Raw genomic sequence first — 17,261 nt, 5'->3', positions numbered from 1 at the left:
GACCGACAGACATGACCGAACTGAACCACGCGCCGCTCCTCATCGATGTGGCCGGCATCGAACTCACCCCCGCCGACCGCCGGCGCCTCGCGAACCCGCATGTGGGCGGCGTGATCCACTTCACCCGAAACTGGCAGGACCGCGCGCAGATGACTGCGCTCAATGCCGAGATCAAGGCGATCCGGCCGGACCTGCTGATCTGCGTCGACCACGAAGGCGGGCGCGTGCAGCGCTTTCGCACCGACGGCTTCACGCGGCTGCCCTCGATGCGCAGCCTGGGCGAGCTGTGGATGCGCGACGCCCTGCGCGCCACGCAGGTCGCGACCGCTGCCGGGCAGGTGCTGGCCGGCGAGCTGCGCGCTTGCGGCGTCGACTTCAGCTTCGCCCCGGTGCTCGACCTGGACTACGGCGGCAGCAGCGTGATCGGCGACCGCAGCTTCCACCGCGACCCGCGCGTGGTCGCGCTGCTGGCCAAGAGCGTGATGCACGGCATGCTGCAGATGGGCATGCGCAACTGCGGCAAGCACTTTCCGGGGCACGGCTTCGTGCAGGCCGACTCGCATGTCGAGATCCCTGTCGACAAGCGCAGCCTCAAGGCCATCCTGGCCGACGACGCGCGGCCCTACGACTGGCTGGCGGGCACGCTGGCCGCCGTGATGCCCGCGCACGTGATCTACCCGAAAGTCGACAAGCGGCCGGCGGGTTTCTCCGAGAAATGGTTGAAGGACATCCTGCGCCAACGCTTCGCGTTCGACGGGGTGGTGTTCAGCGACGACCTGAGCATGGAGGCCGGGCGCTACATCGACGGCGAGCTGCTGAGCTATGCCGACGCCGTGCTGGCGGCCCTTGCGGCGGGTTGCGACCTGGCGCTGCTGTGCAACCAGAGCATCGGCGAGGGTCGACCGCTCGACGAGATGCTCGACGGTTTCACCGCTGCTGCGGCCAACGGGCGGTGGCAAGGCGATGCGGCCAGCGAAGCACGGCGACGCTCGCTGTTGCCGGGCGATGGAGCTCTCGATTGGCAGGCGCTCACGGCCTCGACGCGATATGTGCAGGCGCAGCGCCTGCTGGCTGGTGCTCAGTCGCGGAAGGGCCGCACCGGCAGCTGATTCGCCGCAGGGCCGAGAAACGCGGCCACCTCGGGCGTCTCGAACAGCGATTCCAGCCAGGGCTTGTCGGCCAGATTGGCCCGGAAGAACACCTGCAGCAGCCGCAAGGCTTCGGTGCGCAGTGCGCGCGTCAGCATTTCTGCGTCGATCCGTCGCGTGCCTGTGGGGGCGATGCACGCGTGCGCCACGGTGCGCAGCAGCTGCTCGGCAAAGTCGCGCTGCGGCGGCCACAAGTGGGCATAGAGCTGGGCGATCAGGTCGATGTCTGCCACGCGGCTGCGCGGCAGGAGGTGCCGCAGCACCGCGCGCCGCGCGCGCATGGCGAGCGAGGCCGCATGCGGGAGGTCGGCCGGCGGCTCGACCGGCGCGGGGCGGTGCAGCACCTGCGGAATGACCGCGAAGCGTGCTCCGGCCACGATGCAGCGGCAGAGCATCTGCAGGTCGTCATGCACCGAGAACTCGGGGTCGTGGCGCACGCCGGTGCGTTCCAGGAAGCGGCGGCGGATCAGGCAGGCCGACAGCTGCAATGGCTCGGAGCTCAGCGCTTCAGCCACGATCTCGTCGTGCCGCTGGGCGTATTTCAGCGGTCCGGTGGGCGTCTCGCTCCAGCAGCCGACGATGTCCAGGTCCGGGCAGGCGGCGAGCAGCGCGGCCTGCCGTTGCACGCGGCCGGGCAGGGCGCGGTCGCCTGCAACGGCGAAGACCACGTGGTCTTCGGTGGCCTGCGCGAGAGCGAGGTTGCGCAGGGTGGCGCGGTCGCAGGCCATGGGCAGTGCGATCCATCGCAGGTTGGGGGCGATGGCGCGCGCCTCGTCTTCGGCTGTTGCGGGCAGGCCTGCCGCAGCCACGACCAGTTCCAGCGCCACATCGGCCTGCGTGGTCCAGTCGCGCAGGTCCTGCAGCCAGTCGTCGCGGGTGCCGTCGAGGGTCAGGCAGACTGTCACGCGCGGCATGACGACCGGCGGCACGCGGTCGGGCTGCTGGGCACGCCAGGCGAAGTAGCGGCCCAGCGCGGGGCCGATGTCCGGCGGGGCCACGGTCGCATTGATCTTGTCGAGGCCCTCGCGCTCGAGTTGTACGCGACGCGGCGCATCGGCGACCAGCGCCACGACGGCGTCGACCAGCTGGTCGTAGGGCACGCCGACCACCGCGTCGCGAAAAGCCGGGTCGACCTCGCTGTCGGGGTAGAGCTCGCAGACCACGGCCTTGCGGTGGCGCAGCAGGGTCGACAGGCGGGGCGTCTCGACCACGCGCGAATCCTCCCAGTTGTGCAGGTTCAGCATGACCTTGGTGCGACGCATGGTCGCTTCGCGCTTTTCCAGCGACCAGAAGCCACTGCTCGTGACCTCGACGCGCAGCCCGCGTGAGCGCAGCGCGTCGATGATGTCGATCCGCCGCTGCGTGAGTGAGCCGAAGAAGCAGACATCGATGTCCCGCGCCTCTTCGGGCAGCACCTCGGACCACGGCAGGATGCGCGCCGCGTCAGGCTCCCAGCCGAGCGGCACGCAATCAGCGTTCTGGTACCCGAGCTCGCGGTGGCGCTGGAAGTTGGTCTTGCTGTACTCCCACAGGTAGCAGCGCGGGAGCAGGTCGAGGTAGTTGGCGTTCCACGCATGCGTGCCCTCGACCATCGGCTCGAGGTTGACGACGATGCAGTTCGGATGGAGCGATGCGAAGTTCTTCCAGGGAATGTTCCAGAAGAAGAACAGGAGGTTGACCGCGTCCGGATCGACGGTGGCAGGGGCGTATGCCGTCGGGTAGCCCAGCCGTTCGGCCGCCAGCCGGTAGGTCTGCACGATGTCGCCGCAGACCGCGTCTTCGGACAGTGACGTGAAGTGCAGCCGTGGCAGGGTCATGGCGACGACTGTAGCGGGTTGGGTCAGTCCGAGCCTGGCGCCGGCAATGTGTCCGATGCGCCCACTGCCGCAGGCCACAGCGGCGCACCGCCCGATTCCAGGTGCGTCAGGTACAGCCGCAGCTCGAACTCGAAGCGGTGGTACTCGGGTTCCATGTGCGTGCACAGCGCATAGAAGGGCTTGTCGTGGTTTTTCTCGCGCGTGTGGGCCAGTTCGTGCACGACGATCATGCGCAGCCATTCGAGCGGCACGGTCTTGAACAGGCTGGCCACGCGGATCTCGCGCTTGGTCTTGAGCTTGCTGCCCTGCACGCGCGCGATCGTGGTGTGGGTGCCCAGCGCGTGGCGCACCACGTGCAGCTTGTTGTCGAACACCGCCTTGGCCAGGGGCTCGGCCTTGCGCATGTACTCGCCCTTGAGTTCGCAGGCGTAGTCGTACAGCGCTCGGTCGGTGCGGATGTCGTGCAGGCCGGCATAGCGTCCGCGCAGCAGGGCGCCGAGCTTGTCGGCGGCCATCAGCTCGCTCACCTGCGCCAGCAGCGCGGGCGGGTACGCGGACAGGTACTTCATTGTTTGGCTACCCCGACGTGCGCGCCGAATAGGCGAGCCCGGCCGCCACGCCGCCGAGCAGGTCGCCCTCGATCAGCGGCACGCCGGCGAAGCTCGCGCGCAGCGCCCGCTGGAACGGGCGCAGGGCCGACGAACCACCGGTGAGGTAGATGGCGTCGAGGTCGCCGCTGCGCAGGCCGGCGCGTTTCACGCAGGCGTGGGCGCAGGCCACCACGTTCTCCAGCGGCGCCGCAAGCTGCTGCGCCATGTCGGCCGGCGTCAGCGCGGAAACCAGCCCCGGTTCGATGCACGACAGGTCGATGCTCACCTCGGCGTCGCTGACCGAGCCGTCGATCTTGGCCTGTTCGACCTCGCTGGCGATGCGGTGGCCGTGACGCTCCTCGAGCACCGTCATCAGGCGGTCGTGCAGCTGCCGGTCGCTGTAGCTGGAGCGCAGCTCGCGCGCCTGGCGCACGGCCTTCGGGGCGTAGAGCCAGTTGATCAGGTGCCAGGACGACAGCTCGAAGAACACCTTGCTGGGCACCTCGCGCCCGCTCGGGCCGAGGTGGCGCAGCCCGAGCAGCGGCATCACGCGCTCCAGGTTCAGGCGCTGGTCGAAGTCGGTGCCGCCGATGTGCACGCCGCTCGTGGCCAGCACGTCGTCGGCGCGGTCGGCGCGCGCCATGCGCTCGGGGCCCAGGCGCACCACGGTGAAGTCGGAGGTGCCGCCGCCGATGTCGACGATCAGGATCAGCGACTCGCGCGTGACGCGCTGCTCGTAGTCGAAGGCCGCGGCAATGGGTTCGTACTGGAAGGACACATCGCGCAGGCCGGCGGCGCGCGCGGCGTGGCGCATGCTTTCTTCGGCGCGCTGGTCGCGCTTGGTGTCGTCGTCGACGAAATGCACCGGGCGGCCGATGACCACGCGTTCGGGGCGCTGGCCCAGCTCGCGTTCGGCGCGCGTCACCAGCTCATGCAGGAAGCGCGCAATGATGTCCTCGAAGCTGACCAGCCCGTCATAGACGGCGGTCTTTTCCTGCATCAGCGGGCTGCCGAGCAGGCTCTTGAGCGAGCGCATGAGCCGGCCTTCGACGCCGGACAGGTACAGCGCGATGGCGTCGCGCCCGAAGTGTGTGCTGCGGTCCTCGGCGTTGAAGAAGAGAGCGGTCGGCAGCGTGGTGGCGCTGCCCTCGATGGGAAGCAGGCGCGCGGCCTCGCCGGGAGAGGCGTAGGAAACCGCGGAATTCGAAGTGCCGAAATCGATGCCGATGGCCGGGGTACGTAGGGGATTCATTCAAGCAGGAAATCGGAGGGCCCAAGAGTGTAGAGGGTCGGCCGGAGCGCGCGATAGACTGCGGCCCAATGACCACCCCACCCGGAAGCCGTCGATGCCGCTGTGCCTGACATTCTTCGACCGGCTCGACGAGCCTGTCCTGCGCAACCACGGGCACTACTGCCGCCGTTTCGGCTATCCCCATGCCTGGGTGGAGAGCGAGCGCGCGGGGCACTCCGCGCTGCGTGACTGCGCGAAATACGCCGAGATGCTGCGCCGCCTGCGCGGGCTCGACGAGGGCGACTGGCTGCTCTTTCTCGACGGCGACTCGGTGGTGTTCCACCCGGTGGCCGTCGAGGCACTGATGGAAGGCCGCGACCTGCTCGTGGTGGATGGGCCCAAGGGCCTGCCGCTCACCAACCTGATGATCCTGCGCAACACGGCGGCCAACCGCGCGCTGCTGCATGCGTTCATCCGGGCGACGAGCCAGGTTGTCGCCCGCGTCACGCCCCGCCTCGACGCGGCCGAGCTGCTGCGTCCGGCCGGCATGCTGCCGTGCAACGGGCCCGTCGCCGACTGCTACGTGAACGTCTCGTGGCGCATCGCGACCTGGTTCCACGCCCGCATCTTCGTGGTCCATCTGGCGCCTCTGCCGGAGCTGGATGCCGAAGGCCGCGTGATGGACGAGCTGTTGCACGACGCCAACCTGCAGCGCCTGCTGGTGCGCCGGGTGAACGCGGCACTGATCGACGGCGAGCCCGTGCTGCCGCCACCGGCCTACCCGGCGATCTCGGAGGACGCGTATTCGTGCTTCAACCCGCAGGCGCCCATCGCCTTCGTCACGCTCTACACGCACCACATCAATGCCTACGCGCGCGTGTCGGAGCACAACGTGCGGCGCTACTGCGAGCGGCACGGGTATGGCTACCACGTCTACCGCGCCATCCCCGACGAACTCGATCCGTCCATCAGCGGCGCCTGGGTGAAGAGCTGGCTCGTGAAGCGGCATCTCGCACAGCACCAGTGGGTGGTGTGGATCGACGCGGACACCCTGTTCGTCAACCAGGCGAAACGCATCGAACCGCTGCTCGAAGGCCGCGATCTGCTGTTCGCCAAGGACATCGGCGCATGGGACGTCAATTCGGGCGTGATGGGGTTCCGCAACACCGAGCGCAACCTCGCGCTGCTCACGCAGTTGTGGGAGCGAATCACGGGCGTCGACGACAAGTCGACCGTGTACGCCAGCCAGGGCGACCAGTACTACACGAACGTGGTGCTGGGCGAGCACGGCCTGATCGGCGATGCGGTCATCACCGACCTGCTGAGCATCAACACGCCACCACACCTGGCGGGCGACGAAAGCCTGCTGGTGCACTTTGTGGGGCTCGGGGAGCCCTACCGGTCGGTGTACATGGCGGACATGGACGCGCGGTCGAAGCGATTGGGCGGCTGACCAACGCCGCATTCCGTCCGCTGGGCGCGAACGGAATGCCTCCCGGTATCACCCGCCGTAGGCGTAGGTCGGCGGGTAGGCGTCGGATGCCATCTCTCGTTCGGCCTCGTCGCGGAACTCGCCGTGGTGCGGGCTGAGCACGTAGAGATTCTGGTCGGCGCACAACCGGGCCAGATCGGCCATGGACTGCACCTGCACCGTCAGGCCCTCCAGGGACAGGGCAGCCGGAAACACGTCCGCCCTATGGCGTTCGTAGATGTCCCGGCCAGGGCCTGGGAAGCTGAACCGGTGGTCGAGCACGCGGAAGCCCGTTTGGTAGAACATCTTGCGCGCATCGAAATCGGTGAAGAAGCGCAGGTGCGTGAAGTCGAGCAGGCCCCAGTGGGTGTAGCGCCAGTGCCCCCGGAACGCGTCGTACAGCAAAGGCAGGTTGGACGCATTGGGGAGGCTGATCAAGATGTGCGCGTCGTGCGCGACGATGCGCTTCAGACCACTGAGCAGTTGCCACGGATTGACGAGGTGCTCGAGCACATCGAACAGGCACACCAGGTCGAACGGGCGGGTGAGGCCCAGCGCGGCGAAGTCGACGGTTTCCACGTCCTGCTCGACGACCTGGTCGAAATGCTCGCGCGCCACCTGGGCCGCCGCGGCATTGAATTCGCACCCCCAGAGTTTGCAGTCGGGGTAGCGCTGGCGCAGTGCGTGGCCGACGCCACCGGAGCCGCAACCGATGTCCAGAGCCACCGTTGGAGGACGCTGGATCATGTCCAGGCATTCGGGCCTGGGATTGAACGGGTAGACGTATTCCTTCTTGTCGCGGTCTTGCCAGAGAAAGTCGGTCACAGCGTTCCCGTAAGTGGATGGGTCAGAGTTCGCGTCGCAGCGCCGGGAACAGGATCACGTCGCGGATGCTCGGCGAATCGGTCAGCAGCATCATCAGGCGGTCGATGCCGATGCCGCAGCCGCCGGTGGGTGGCATGCCGTATTCGAGTGCACGCACGAAGTCGTGGTCGTAGAACATGGCTTCGTCGTCGCCGCTGTCCTTGGCCGCCACTTGCGCGTTGAAGCGTGCGGCCTGGTCTTCGGCGTCGTTCAGCTCGCTGAAGCCGTTGCCGAATTCGCGACCCGTGATGTACAGCTCGAAGCGCTCGGTGACCTCGGGGCGTTCGTCGTTGGCGCGTGCCAGCGGCGAGATCTCGGTCGGGTGCTCCATGATGAAGGTGGGCTGCCAGAGCTTCTCTTCAACGGTTTCTTCGAAGTACATCACCTGCAGGCTGGCCAGGCTGCGCTGCGAGAGCTTGTCCTTTTCTTCGCTCAGGCCGAGCTTGCGCAGGGCAGCGATGAGCCAGGTGGTGTCGTCCACTCCGTCGCCGGCGTCGGTGTGCTTCAGGATCGCTTCGCGGATCGTCAGGCGCTCGAAGGGCTGCGTCAGGTCGACGGGCTTGCCCTGGTAGGTGAGCTGCTGCGTGCCCACGGCCTTCTCGGCGATGGTGCGGATCAGCGTCTCGGTGAAGTCCATCAGGTCGCGGTAGTTCCAGTAGGCCGCGTAGAACTCCATCATCGTGAACTCGGGGTTGTGCCGCACCGAGATGCCCTCGTTGCGGTAGCTCCGGTTGATCTCGAACACGCGCTCGAAGCCGCCGACGATCAGGCGCTTGAGGTACAGCTCGGGCGCGATGCGCAGGAACATCTCCTGGTCGAGCGCGTTGTGGTGCGTCTTGAAGGGCTTGGCGTTCGCGCCGCCCGGAATCGGGTGCAGCATGGGCGTCTCGACCTCGAGGAAGTCGTGGGACACCATGAACTCGCGCAGCGCGCTCACGGCCTTGCTGCGGGCGGTGAAGCGCACGCGGGCCGATTCGTCGGTGATCAGGTCGACATAGCGCTGGCGATACTTCTGTTCCTGGTCGGCCATGCCGTGGAACTTGTCGGGCAGCGGGCGCAGGCTCTTGGTGAGCAGGCGCAGGCGGCTGACCTTGATCGACAGTTCGCCGGTCTTGGTCTTCATCAACGTGCCTTCGGCACCGAGGATGTCGCCGAGGTCCCAGCGCTTGAAGTCGGCATATGCGTCTTCGCCGACGGCGTCGCGCGTGACGTACAACTGGATGCGGCCGGTGGCGTCCTGCACGGTCGCGAAGCTGGCCTTGCCCATCACGCGCTTGAGCATCATGCGGCCGGCGACGCTGACGATGACGGCTTGCGCTTCGAGCGCCTCGGGCTCGGTGGCGCCATGCTGTTCGACCAGCGCCGCGGCGCGGTGGCCGGGTTTGAAGTCGTTCGGGAATGCGACCCCCTTGCCTTCGGTCTGCGCGGTGCGCAGCAGCTTGAGCTTTTCGCGGCGTTCGACGATGAGCTGGTTGTCGTCGACGGCGGGCGTGGGAACGGGGGGGGTCTGTTGGTCGGACATGGGAGGCGGGTGATGCGCAACCGGGAGCGTGCGCGGGGGTTGGCATTTTAGCCGATAGGCCTTGCGCAAAAGCTGCAGCTATGGCACGTCGGTTCTGTACAAGTTGCTATTAAAAAGGGAGCGTCAAATTCAACGGTGCTCACCGCATGGTTCAGATTTTCCCGATCAGTTGATCGCGCGCGGGAGCGAGGAAGTCAGCGACTTCCGGGGTGTCCATGCGCTGCGCCAGCCATGCGGCATCGATCAGGTCGGCCATGCGGTAACGAAGGATCAGCCGCACGGCCTCGCGCCGGAGCACGCGCGCCAGTGTGGCGCGCTCAAGGTGCGGGGGAAGTGAAGGCAACGCGGCCACGCGCGCCATCAGCGCCAGCATGGACGCGGCAAACGCGGCATCGGGCGGCCAGTAGGCGGCGCGCATCTGCGCCAGCTGTTCGTGCTCGTGTGCAGCGAGCGACGGAAAGTACCCGCGCAGCAAGGCGTGCTGCGAACGCACAGCGGCGTCGCTGGCCGCGAGCGCCTCGACGTCGTTCAATGTCGACACGCCGCGCCGGCACAGCGGCAACGGGATTGCGGCAAGGCGGGCGCCTGCGGCGGCGCATCGGTGCAGGAAGTACTGGCCCTCGGGGTCGCCGTCGAACGCAGCATCGTGGCGCAGGTGGTGCCGCACGAGGAATTCGCGCCGGAACATGCAGGTTCGCGCGCGCAGCACGCGGTCGGTGCCTAGAAATTCGGCGCGAATCTCGTGGTCGAGTTCGGGAGTCCGGTGCACTTGCAGGGCCCCGTCTTCGCCTTCCTCGAGCCAGCTGCCGACGATGTCGATCTCCGGGTGTGCGGCCAGGAAGGCGGCTTGCTGGTGAAACCGGTCGGGGGTGGCCGTGTCCTCACCTTCCCAGAACACGAGATAGTCGGCATCGGCCTGACGGACCGCCGCGTCGCGGGCGCCGGCCCGACTGAATCTGCCCGGCAACAGGATGAGTGTGTCGTCCGGATGCGCCGCCACGTCGCTGGCGTGTGCGGCGGTGGTGACCCGGATGACTGCCAGTTCGCATTGCGCCTGCGCTGCGAGGCTGGATGGAGGTGTCGCCGCAGCGCGCTCCCCTGCGATCACGACCGTCACGCGGAATCGTTGTGCCAGTGCCGCTTCGCTCCAGGTGCCGGGCTGCTGGGCCTGCCACTGGAAGTAGCGGTCCAGTGCCGGGCCGAGCCAAGCCGTCTGAGCCCGGGCGGTCAGGCGCTCATAGCCGATGCGTTCCAGCTCGGCTCGCCGCGCCGGGTTGGCCAGGAGACGAAGCGTGGCGTCGACCAGGCCCTCCCAGGGGGCGCCTTCCACCGCATCGCGCAAGCTGGGGTCGATGTCGCTGTCCGGGTAGAGCTCGCAGACCACCGCCTTGCGGTTGCGCAGGAGGACTGTCAGCCGGGGTATCTCGACAATGCGCGAGTTGTCCAGCTGGTGCATGTTGATCACGACCTTGGCCCGCCGCAGGTGGGCATCGCGCTCGACATTGCGCCAAGGCCGCGGCATTGGCAGGACGACGCGAACACCCCGTGCGATCAGCGCTTCCAGCACCTGGACGCGGCGTGGGGTGGTGGCGCCGAAGAAGACGACATCGATGTCCTGCTCTGCGGCGGGCAACACGGCTTCCGCGGCCGGCTCAGCGCCAGCACCGCGCTGGTAGGCGAGCGGCACGTGGTCGGACGCGGTGAAGCCCAGCTCGACGTTCTTCTGGAAGTTGGCGAGGCTGTATTCCCAGAGATAGCAGTTGCGCAGTGTCGCCTGGTAGGCCTCGGAAAAACAGAAATTGCCAGGCGTCAGGTGCTCGAAGTTGACGATGATGCAGCGCGGGTGGAGCTTGGCGAACCACTGCCAGTCGGTTCGCCAGACAAAGAACACGACGTTCACGACGTCAGGGTCGAGTTGATGCGGCGCAAAGCTCGTTTCATAGCCGAGGGCTTCCGCTGCCAGCCGGTACGACTCGACGATATCGTCGAACTGGTCCACGTCGGGGATGCCGTGCAAGTGCGTGAAATGCAACCGTTGCCTGCGTTGTTCACGCTGGGCGGGCGACAGCACCGATGCTGGGGGCGCGTCATGCGGGCCACTGGTGCCGTGTTCGATGCGCAGGGTGTCATGGCGCATGACCAGCGCACGAAAGCGATCCGGATACCCCATGTAGTGCAGCATGAAGCTGTCGGCGTCATGCAGGGCGGGGTGCGAGTTGAAAGACACGCCATCCGACAGCGGCATCGCCGCCTCGCCACCTGCTTCCCGCCAGGCGGCCACGAAGAACGACTGGTCGCCGCCCGACAGGTAGATGCCGCTCTTGTCGGCCACCTCGTCGATCAGCGCCTGCACGCGCTCCAGGTAGGCGATGCAGGCCGGCGTGTTCGAGAACACCATGAAGCCGCTGTTGAACTCGTAGCCCGACACGTCGCGCGCCAGCGCCGCTGGCCGGCCGCGCAGCAGGGCGGCGAGCGGGCGCGTGCGGTCGTGGATCAGGATGTCGGCATCGACCCATGCCACCTGTTCGTGATCGGCCAGGTGCTTGAGCAGCAGCCGGGGTTTGATCCAGTTGCCGGCCACCCGGCCCCGCAGGTCGGTGGGCAGGTCGCGGTAGATGTGGTGGGTGTAGCCGTGGTGGTCGGCGTATGCGCTCACGTTGCGCTCGCCGAGGTGGGCGTACATGGCGATGTTGGGCGTGTAGCTGGTCAGCAGGGCGACGGGGCGGCCGGCGTTGCGGACTTCATAGTCCGGTGCGCCCATGGGCGCAGGCGGGAGGTCGTCGTAGAGCTGGCCGTCGCGCGCCAGCACCGTGTTGAGGTGCGCCACGAAGATGCTCCGCATCCGCCAGTCCTGGACATCGACGTGGACCGCCGGATTGAACGAGAGCACGAAGGCCGAGACTTCTGGCAGGTAGTGGCCGAAGCGTGCGAACAGCAGGTTGGGGTAGTGCCGGCCGTCGATGAGCTGCTGGTGCGGATGGGCCGTGAGACCTTCGAGCTCCCGGTGCGCCCAGCGGTCGGTGTCCGCCTCGGGCGCCACGCGCAGGCGTTCGAGCACGGCCGCCACCAGGGCCGTCGCCTCGGGGCCGGCGCGCAGCATGAAGCAGCTGCCTTCAGGGCGGTGGTGGTGTTCGTTCTCGGCGATCCAGTGGGCCGCATCGCCGATCACGGCCGGAGCCGGCAGGGGCGCCAGAAAAGCCGCGCTGTCGTCCGCGAAGACCAGCAGCGTGCCGTCGGGTGCGTCGGCCAGCGCGGCGTTCACCACGCTGTATTTGTAGATCAGCAAGGTGCGCGCGCTGTTGTGCGGCGTGCCGATGGCGTGCAGCCGGTGCGTGTAGCCCCAGCGGGCGCAGTAGGCGCGGTGGTTGTCCGCGAAGGCATCTGCGTCCGCACGCAGCATGATCGAGTGGAAACGGACCGACGCCGGGCTCATCTCGCAGCGGGCCGTGGCTATTCGGTGATACCGGTACGTGCCAGCAGGTCGCTGATCAGTTCGAGGCGCATCAGCGGGCTGTCGAGTTCCATCAGGCGCTGCTTCAGCTCGAGCTGCATTGGCACCAGCTCACACCAGCGGTTGGCGACCCAGCCGCAATCGTCGAAGCGGTAGGGTGTGCCGATCGGCAGGCGCACCGCGTCGCCTTGCGCGCGGCGGCGTTCTTCGAGGGTGTCGACCAGACGGCGCAGCGCGGTGGTGGTATGGCGCAGGTCGTCCGGGATCTCGAGCGCGACGTCGTCGGCGATGGCTTCCACTTCGGCGACCCACAGACCGTGCTTTTGCAGTTCGCTGCTGCGCACACGAAAGCGCGTCGTGCCGACGCATTCGATCTGCAGCAGACCGCTTTGAGGCGCATCGAGCTCGCGGATGTCGGCGAGGGTGCCGACGGCTGCAAAGCTCTCGGCTTCGGCGCCCGCCTTGCGCACTTCGGCGCCGCTCGTCAGGCTGACGACGCCGAAGGGGGCGCCTGCCTTGCGGCACTTGCCGATCATGTCGAGGTAGCGGACCTCGAAGACGCGCAGGGGCAGCAGGCCGCCGGGGAAGAGAACCGTACCGAGCGGGAACAATGGCAGTGAATGCAGAAGGGGTTGTGTCGTCATCGAAGAACCTTGCGTGGCTATCATCGCATTCCGCTTACGGCTGCGCCCCATGCTCTATCAGATTCCTTCGTTTCTTCTCGACGTGATCGTCGGTCTGCTGGGCGGCGCCTGCCTGCTGCGCCTGTATATGCAGTACCACCGCGTGCCTTTCGGCAATCCGCTGGGGCGTTTCGTGTTCGCCATCACCGACTGGATCGTGTTGCCGCTGCGGCGCATCGTGCCCGCGGTGAAGCGCTGGGACCTCGCGAGCCTGATCGCGGCCTGGCTGCTGGTGATGCTCAAGTTTCTGGTGTTGTGGCTGCTGGCCGGCAGCCTGGCGCGGATCACGGCGCTGCCGCTGGTGTCGCTTGTGGGGCTGCTGCAGCTCGCTGTGTCGGGCCTGACGGCGTTGCTGGTGGTGTATGCGGTGCTGTCGTGGATTCCGGGCGCCTCGCCGATGCTGCTCGACCTGATCTCGCGCCTGGCCGAGCCGCTGGTGCGCCCCTTCCGCCGCTTCATTCCGCTGATCGGCGGGGTCGACCTGTCGCCGCTGGCCGCCATCGTGGTGCTGCAGGTGGCGGCGATCGTGCTGGGCAACCTGCTGGTCTTCGCGTTCCGGCTCGGCGCCTGAGCTGAGGACGCACCAGACAGCAAAACGCCCGCTCCGCCTTCTCGGCGTGCGGGCGTGCAGGCTGGAGCCTGAAACGATCAGAGTACGGCGTCGGCCGGCTGGCGCAGCAGCATGGCCAGCGTGTTGGCGATGGTCTTGCGCAGCTCGCGGCGGTCGCTGATGAAGTCGATGGCGCCCTTGGTCTGCAGGAACTCGGCGCGCTGGAAGCCTTCTGGCAGGGTCACGCGCACGGTCGATTCGATCACGCGCGGGCCGGCGAAGCCGATCAGCGCCTTGGGCTCGGCGATCACCACGTCGCCCACGAAGGCGAAGCCGGCGCTCACGCCACCCATGGTCGGGTCGGTCAGCACGCTGATGTATGGCAGGCCCTTCTTCGCCAGGCGCGTGAGCGCGGCGTTGGTCTTGGCCATCTGCATCAGCGAGAGCAGGCCTTCCTGCATGCGCGCGCCGCCGGTCGCGGTGAAGCAGATGAAGGGCACCTTCTGTTCGATGGCGGTCTCGACGCCGCGCACGAAGCGCTCGCCGACCACGCTGCCCATGGAACCGCCCATGAACTCGAACTCGAAGCAGGCCACGACCACGCTGATGCTGTGGACCGAGCCGCCCAGGACGACCAGTGCGTCGGTCTCGCCAGTGTTCTCCAGCGCTTCCTTCAGGCGCTCGGGGTACTTGCGGCTGTCCTTGAACTTCAGCGCGTCGACCGGCAGCACTTCCTGGCCGACTTCGTAGCGGCCTTCGGCGTCGAGGAACGCGTCCAGGCGCGCGCGGGCGCCGATGCGGTGGTGGTGGCTGCAGCTGGGGCAGACGTTCTGGTTGTGCTCGAGGTCGGTCTTGTACAGAACGGTCTCGCAGGCCGGGCATTTGATCCACAGGCCCTCGGGCACCTGGCGGCGCTCGGACGGGTCGGTTTGTGCGATCTTGGCGGGTAGCAGTTTTTCAAGCCAGCTCATGGGACTCCGAATTTCTCAGGAAGGGTGCCTTCCTGACACTTAGCTCCCCTCCCCGCATGCGGGGAGGGTTGGGGGTGAGGGCAACAGCGATTATCGGCCAGCCGCGTTCTTGGGGGTAGCCGCCGGCAGGGCGTCGAGCGCCTCGCGGATGCCGGCCAGGAATTCGCGCACCGTGGGCACGACCTGGTCGCGCGGTTGCTCTTCGATGAGTTGAATGATCTTCGTGCCGATGACCACCGCGTCCGCCGCCGAGCCGATGGCCTGCGCCGTGCGTGCGTCGCGGATGCCGAAGCCCACGCCGACGGGGATGCTCACGTGCTCGCGGATGCGCGGGATCATGCGCCCGACCGCCTCGGTGTCGAGGTGGCCTGCGCCGGTCACGCCCTTGAGCGACACGTAGTACACGTAGCCGCTCGCGATGCGCGCAACCTGCGCCATGCGCTCGGGGGTGCTGGTGGGCGCCAGCAGGAAGATCAGGTCGATGCCGGCGGCTTTCAGCTCGGCGGCGAAGTCCTCGCATTCCTCGGGCGGGTAGTCGACGACCAGCAAGCCGTCGACGCCGGCCGCGGCCGCGTCGCGGATGAAGGCCTTCTTGCCGTGCACAAGGTCGTAGCGCTCGACCGGGTTGGCGTAGCCCATCAGCACCACCGGCGTGGTCGTGTCCTGGGTGCGGAAGGCCGCCACCATGGCGAGCACCTGCTTCATGCCGACACCCAGCGCCAGCGCGGCCTCGCCGGCCTTCTGGATCACGGGGCCGTCGGCCATCGGGTCGGAGAAGGGCACGCCCAACTCGATCACGTCGGCACCCGCCTGAACCATGCCGTGCATGAGATCAGGCGTGATGTCGGCAAAGGGGAAGCCAGCGGTCACGTAGGGGATGAGCGCCCGGCGCCCTTCGGCCTGCAGGGCCTCGAACTTGGCAGCAATGCGGCTCATCACTTGCCTCCCTTCACGCTCAGACCGCGCATCGAAGGCCGGTCGTAGAAGTCGACGCCTGACAGGTCGGCGACGGTGCCGATGTCCTTGTCGCCGCGGCCCGAGAGGTTCACGAGGATGGACTGGTCGGGGCGCATGGTCTTGGCGAGCTTCAGGGCATAGGCCACGGCGTGGCTGGATTCGAGCGCGGGAATGATCCCCTCCGTACGGCACAGGTAGTGGAAGGCTTCGAGCGCCTCGACGTCGGTGACGCCGACGTACTCGGCGCGGCCGATGTCGGCCAGATAGGCGTGCTCGGGGCCGACGCCGGGGTAGTCGAGGCCCGCGCTGATGCTGTGCGTCTCGGTGATCTGGCCGTCGTCGTTCTGCAGCAGGTAGGTGCGGTTGCCGTGCAGCACGCCGGGGCTGCCGCGCAGGATCGAGGCGGCGTGCTTGCCGCTGTCCAGGCCTTCCCCGGCCGCTTCCACACCGATGAGGCGCGTGCCCGCGAACGGAATGTAGGGGTGGAAGATGCCGATCGCATTGCTGCCCCCGCCCACGCAGGCGACGACCACGTCGGGCTGCTTGCCTTCCGCTTCGCCGGTGATGCCGTCGGCCGCCAGCATGGCGGGCATCTGGTCGATGCATTCCTTGCCGATCACGCTCTGGAAATCGCGCACCATCGTCGGGTAGGGGTGCGGGCCCGCCACCGTACCGATGATGTAGAAGGTGTTTTCCACGTTGGTGACCCAGTCGCGCATGGCCTCGTTGAGCGCATCTTTCAGCGTCTTGCTGCCCGACTCCACGGGCACGACGGTCGCACCCAGCAGTTTCATGCGATAGACGTTGGGGCTCTGGCGCTTCACGTCCTGGCTGCCCATGTAGACCACGCATTCGAGGCCGTAGCGCGCGCAGATGGTGGCCGTGGCCACGCCATGCTGGCCGGCGCCGGTCTCCGCAATGATGCGGGGCTTGCCCATGTGACGCGCGAGCATCGCCTGGCCGATCACGTTGTTGATCTTGTGCGCGCCGGTGTGGTTCAGATCTTCGCGCTTCAGGTAGATCTGCGCGCCGCCCATTTCACGGCTGGTGCGCGCGGCGTGGTAGATCGGCGAGGGTCGGCCGACGAAGTGCTTCAGCTCGTAGTGGAACTCGGCCAGGAAGGCCGGGTCGTCCTTGAACCGGGCGTACGCGTCGCGCAGTTCGTTGATCGCGTGGGTGAGCGTTTCGCTCGCGAAGGTACCGCCGTAGGTGCCGAAGTGGCCGCTGGCGTCGGGTTGCTGGTAGTCCTGGAATTGGCTTTGCATGGTTCTCGATCGATGGGCCGCAGCCCGAATGACGATCGGGTGCGGCGGCTAACTGGAGAAGGACGCGTCGGCAGCCCTGACGGCTGCGACGAATGCCCGGATCTTTCCGGCGTCCTTGAGGCCCTTGTGCCCGGGTCCGTCGATTTCGACGCCCGAACTCACATCAACGGACAGCGTCTTGCAGCGCGTCCGCAGGCTGTGAATGCCATCGCTCACGTTTGCAGGTGTGAGCCCACCACTCAAGACGAGGTGAGCGTCGACGGCGGGTGGAAGAAGTGACCAATCGAAAGCCTTGCCGCCCCCGCCATAACCTTCGACATGCGCGTCGAGCAGGATGGCCTGGGCGTGGGAGTAATCGGACGCGTATTTTACGAGGTCGAAGCCGGCTCCGGCAGCCCCCAGCGGAATCCGGGCGGCGCGCAGGTAGCGAAAGCGCCCCGGGCCGGTGGCTTCCTCGCACTGCTCGGGCGTTTCCTCCCCGTGGAACTGCGCGATGGCGCCTTTCACCTGGGCCAGGGACGCCATGACTTCCGGCGCATCCGCGTTCACGAACAGCAGCACCGGCGTGATGAAGGGCGGCAGGCGCGAGGCCAGTTCGGCGGCGCGTTCGACGGTCACGGCGCGCGGGCTCTTCGGGTAGAGCACGAAGCCGATTGCGTCGGCGCCGGCTTCGACCGCCGCATCCACGTCGGCCTCACGCGTGAGGCCACAGATCTTGATGCGGGTGCGGGGGGCGAGGAG

At 67.5% G+C, this 17,261-nt stretch carries 14 protein-coding genes; 3 read left to right on the top strand and 11 right to left on the bottom strand.

The window, feature by feature from the left end; all coding sequences use genetic code 11:
* The first annotated feature begins 11 nt into the window (after positions 1-11).
* Entirely contained in the window at positions 12-1,109 is a 1,098-nt protein-coding gene (nagZ, locus tag D3H34_RS24475) for a beta-N-acetylhexosaminidase (RefSeq protein ID WP_119556842.1), read from the top strand.
* Here nagZ and D3H34_RS24470 read toward each other — a convergent pair.
* Genes D3H34_RS24470 through D3H34_RS24460 form a run of 3 tightly spaced genes read right to left on the bottom strand, consistent with a single transcriptional unit; the run spans position 1,079 to position 4,807 of the window.
* A complete protein-coding gene (locus tag D3H34_RS24470) occupies positions 1,079-2,965 on the bottom strand; it encodes a glycosyltransferase family protein (protein ID WP_119556841.1) in 1,887 nt (628 codons plus the stop codon). The two genes, nagZ and D3H34_RS24470, sit on opposite strands and share 31 nt — an antisense overlap.
* Positions 2,966-2,988: 23 nt before the next feature.
* Complete coding sequence (locus D3H34_RS24465) at positions 2,989-3,534, bottom strand: YgjP-like metallopeptidase domain-containing protein (RefSeq protein ID WP_119556840.1); 546 nt, start codon at positions 3,532-3,534, stop codon at positions 2,989-2,991.
* Between the two features lie 7 nt (positions 3,535-3,541).
* Positions 3,542-4,807 carry an Hsp70 family protein gene (locus tag D3H34_RS24460; RefSeq protein ID WP_119556839.1) on the bottom strand — a complete coding sequence of 422 codons (1,266 nt, stop codon included), beginning with the start codon at positions 4,805-4,807 and terminating at the stop codon, positions 3,542-3,544.
* A 94-nt stretch (positions 4,808-4,901) separates the two neighbouring features.
* On the opposite strand from D3H34_RS24460, the gene D3H34_RS24455 reads away from it, so the two are divergent.
* Positions 4,902-6,239 (top strand): glycosyltransferase family protein, encoded by a 1,338-nt coding sequence (locus D3H34_RS24455; RefSeq protein WP_119556838.1) that lies wholly within the window; start codon positions 4,902-4,904, stop codon positions 6,237-6,239.
* A gap of 48 nt (positions 6,240-6,287) precedes the next feature.
* Here D3H34_RS24455 and D3H34_RS24450 read toward each other — a convergent pair whose 3' ends face one another.
* From D3H34_RS24450 to D3H34_RS24435, 4 genes are all read right to left on the bottom strand, one after another.
* Complete coding sequence (locus D3H34_RS24450) at positions 6,288-7,082, bottom strand: class I SAM-dependent methyltransferase (protein WP_119556837.1); 795 nt, start codon at positions 7,080-7,082, stop codon at positions 6,288-6,290.
* A 22-nt stretch (positions 7,083-7,104) separates the two neighbouring features.
* Positions 7,105-8,643 carry a lysine--tRNA ligase gene (gene lysS / locus D3H34_RS24445; protein ID WP_119556836.1) on the bottom strand — a complete coding sequence of 513 codons (1,539 nt, stop codon included), beginning with the start codon at positions 8,641-8,643 and terminating at the stop codon, positions 7,105-7,107.
* Between the two features lie 151 nt (positions 8,644-8,794).
* On the bottom strand, positions 8,795-12,076 hold the full coding sequence (locus D3H34_RS24440) for a glycosyltransferase (RefSeq protein ID WP_119556835.1): 3,282 nt from the start codon (positions 12,074-12,076) through the stop codon (positions 8,795-8,797).
* Between the two features lie 17 nt (positions 12,077-12,093).
* The gene (locus D3H34_RS24435) at positions 12,094-12,762 is read right to left on the bottom strand and encodes an LON peptidase substrate-binding domain-containing protein (RefSeq protein WP_119556834.1); all 669 of its coding nucleotides are present in this window, start codon (positions 12,760-12,762) and stop codon (positions 12,094-12,096) included.
* A 25-nt stretch (positions 12,763-12,787) separates the two neighbouring features.
* On the opposite strand from D3H34_RS24435, the gene D3H34_RS24430 reads away from it, so the two are divergent.
* Entirely contained in the window at positions 12,788-13,348 is a 561-nt protein-coding gene (locus D3H34_RS24430; RefSeq protein ID WP_119556833.1) for a YggT family protein, read from the top strand.
* Between the two features lie 77 nt (positions 13,349-13,425).
* On the opposite strand, the gene accD is transcribed toward D3H34_RS24430, so the two are convergent.
* The 4 genes from accD to D3H34_RS24410 all read right to left on the bottom strand — a co-directional run.
* Positions 13,426-14,298: an acetyl-CoA carboxylase, carboxyltransferase subunit beta gene (accD, locus tag D3H34_RS24425; RefSeq protein WP_119556832.1), complete on the bottom strand. Its 873-nt coding sequence runs from the start codon at positions 14,296-14,298 to the stop codon at positions 13,426-13,428.
* 90 nt (positions 14,299-14,388) lie between these two features.
* Complete coding sequence (trpA, locus tag D3H34_RS24420) at positions 14,389-15,234, bottom strand: tryptophan synthase subunit alpha (RefSeq protein ID WP_119556831.1); 846 nt, start codon at positions 15,232-15,234, stop codon at positions 14,389-14,391.
* Complete coding sequence (trpB, locus tag D3H34_RS24415) at positions 15,234-16,520, bottom strand: tryptophan synthase subunit beta (protein ID WP_119556830.1); 1,287 nt, start codon at positions 16,518-16,520, stop codon at positions 15,234-15,236. The genes trpA and trpB overlap by 1 nt, the downstream gene beginning before the upstream one ends.
* Positions 16,521-16,568: 48 nt before the next feature.
* Positions 16,569-17,261: phosphoribosylanthranilate isomerase (locus D3H34_RS24410; RefSeq protein ID WP_286186180.1), on the bottom strand; the 693-nt coding region annotated here is incomplete at its 5' end.

It is taken from the genome of Acidovorax cavernicola, from assembly GCF_003581445.1.
The sequence above is the reverse complement of the archived record's forward strand: the minus strand, read 5'-3'. Positions and strand labels throughout refer to the sequence as shown.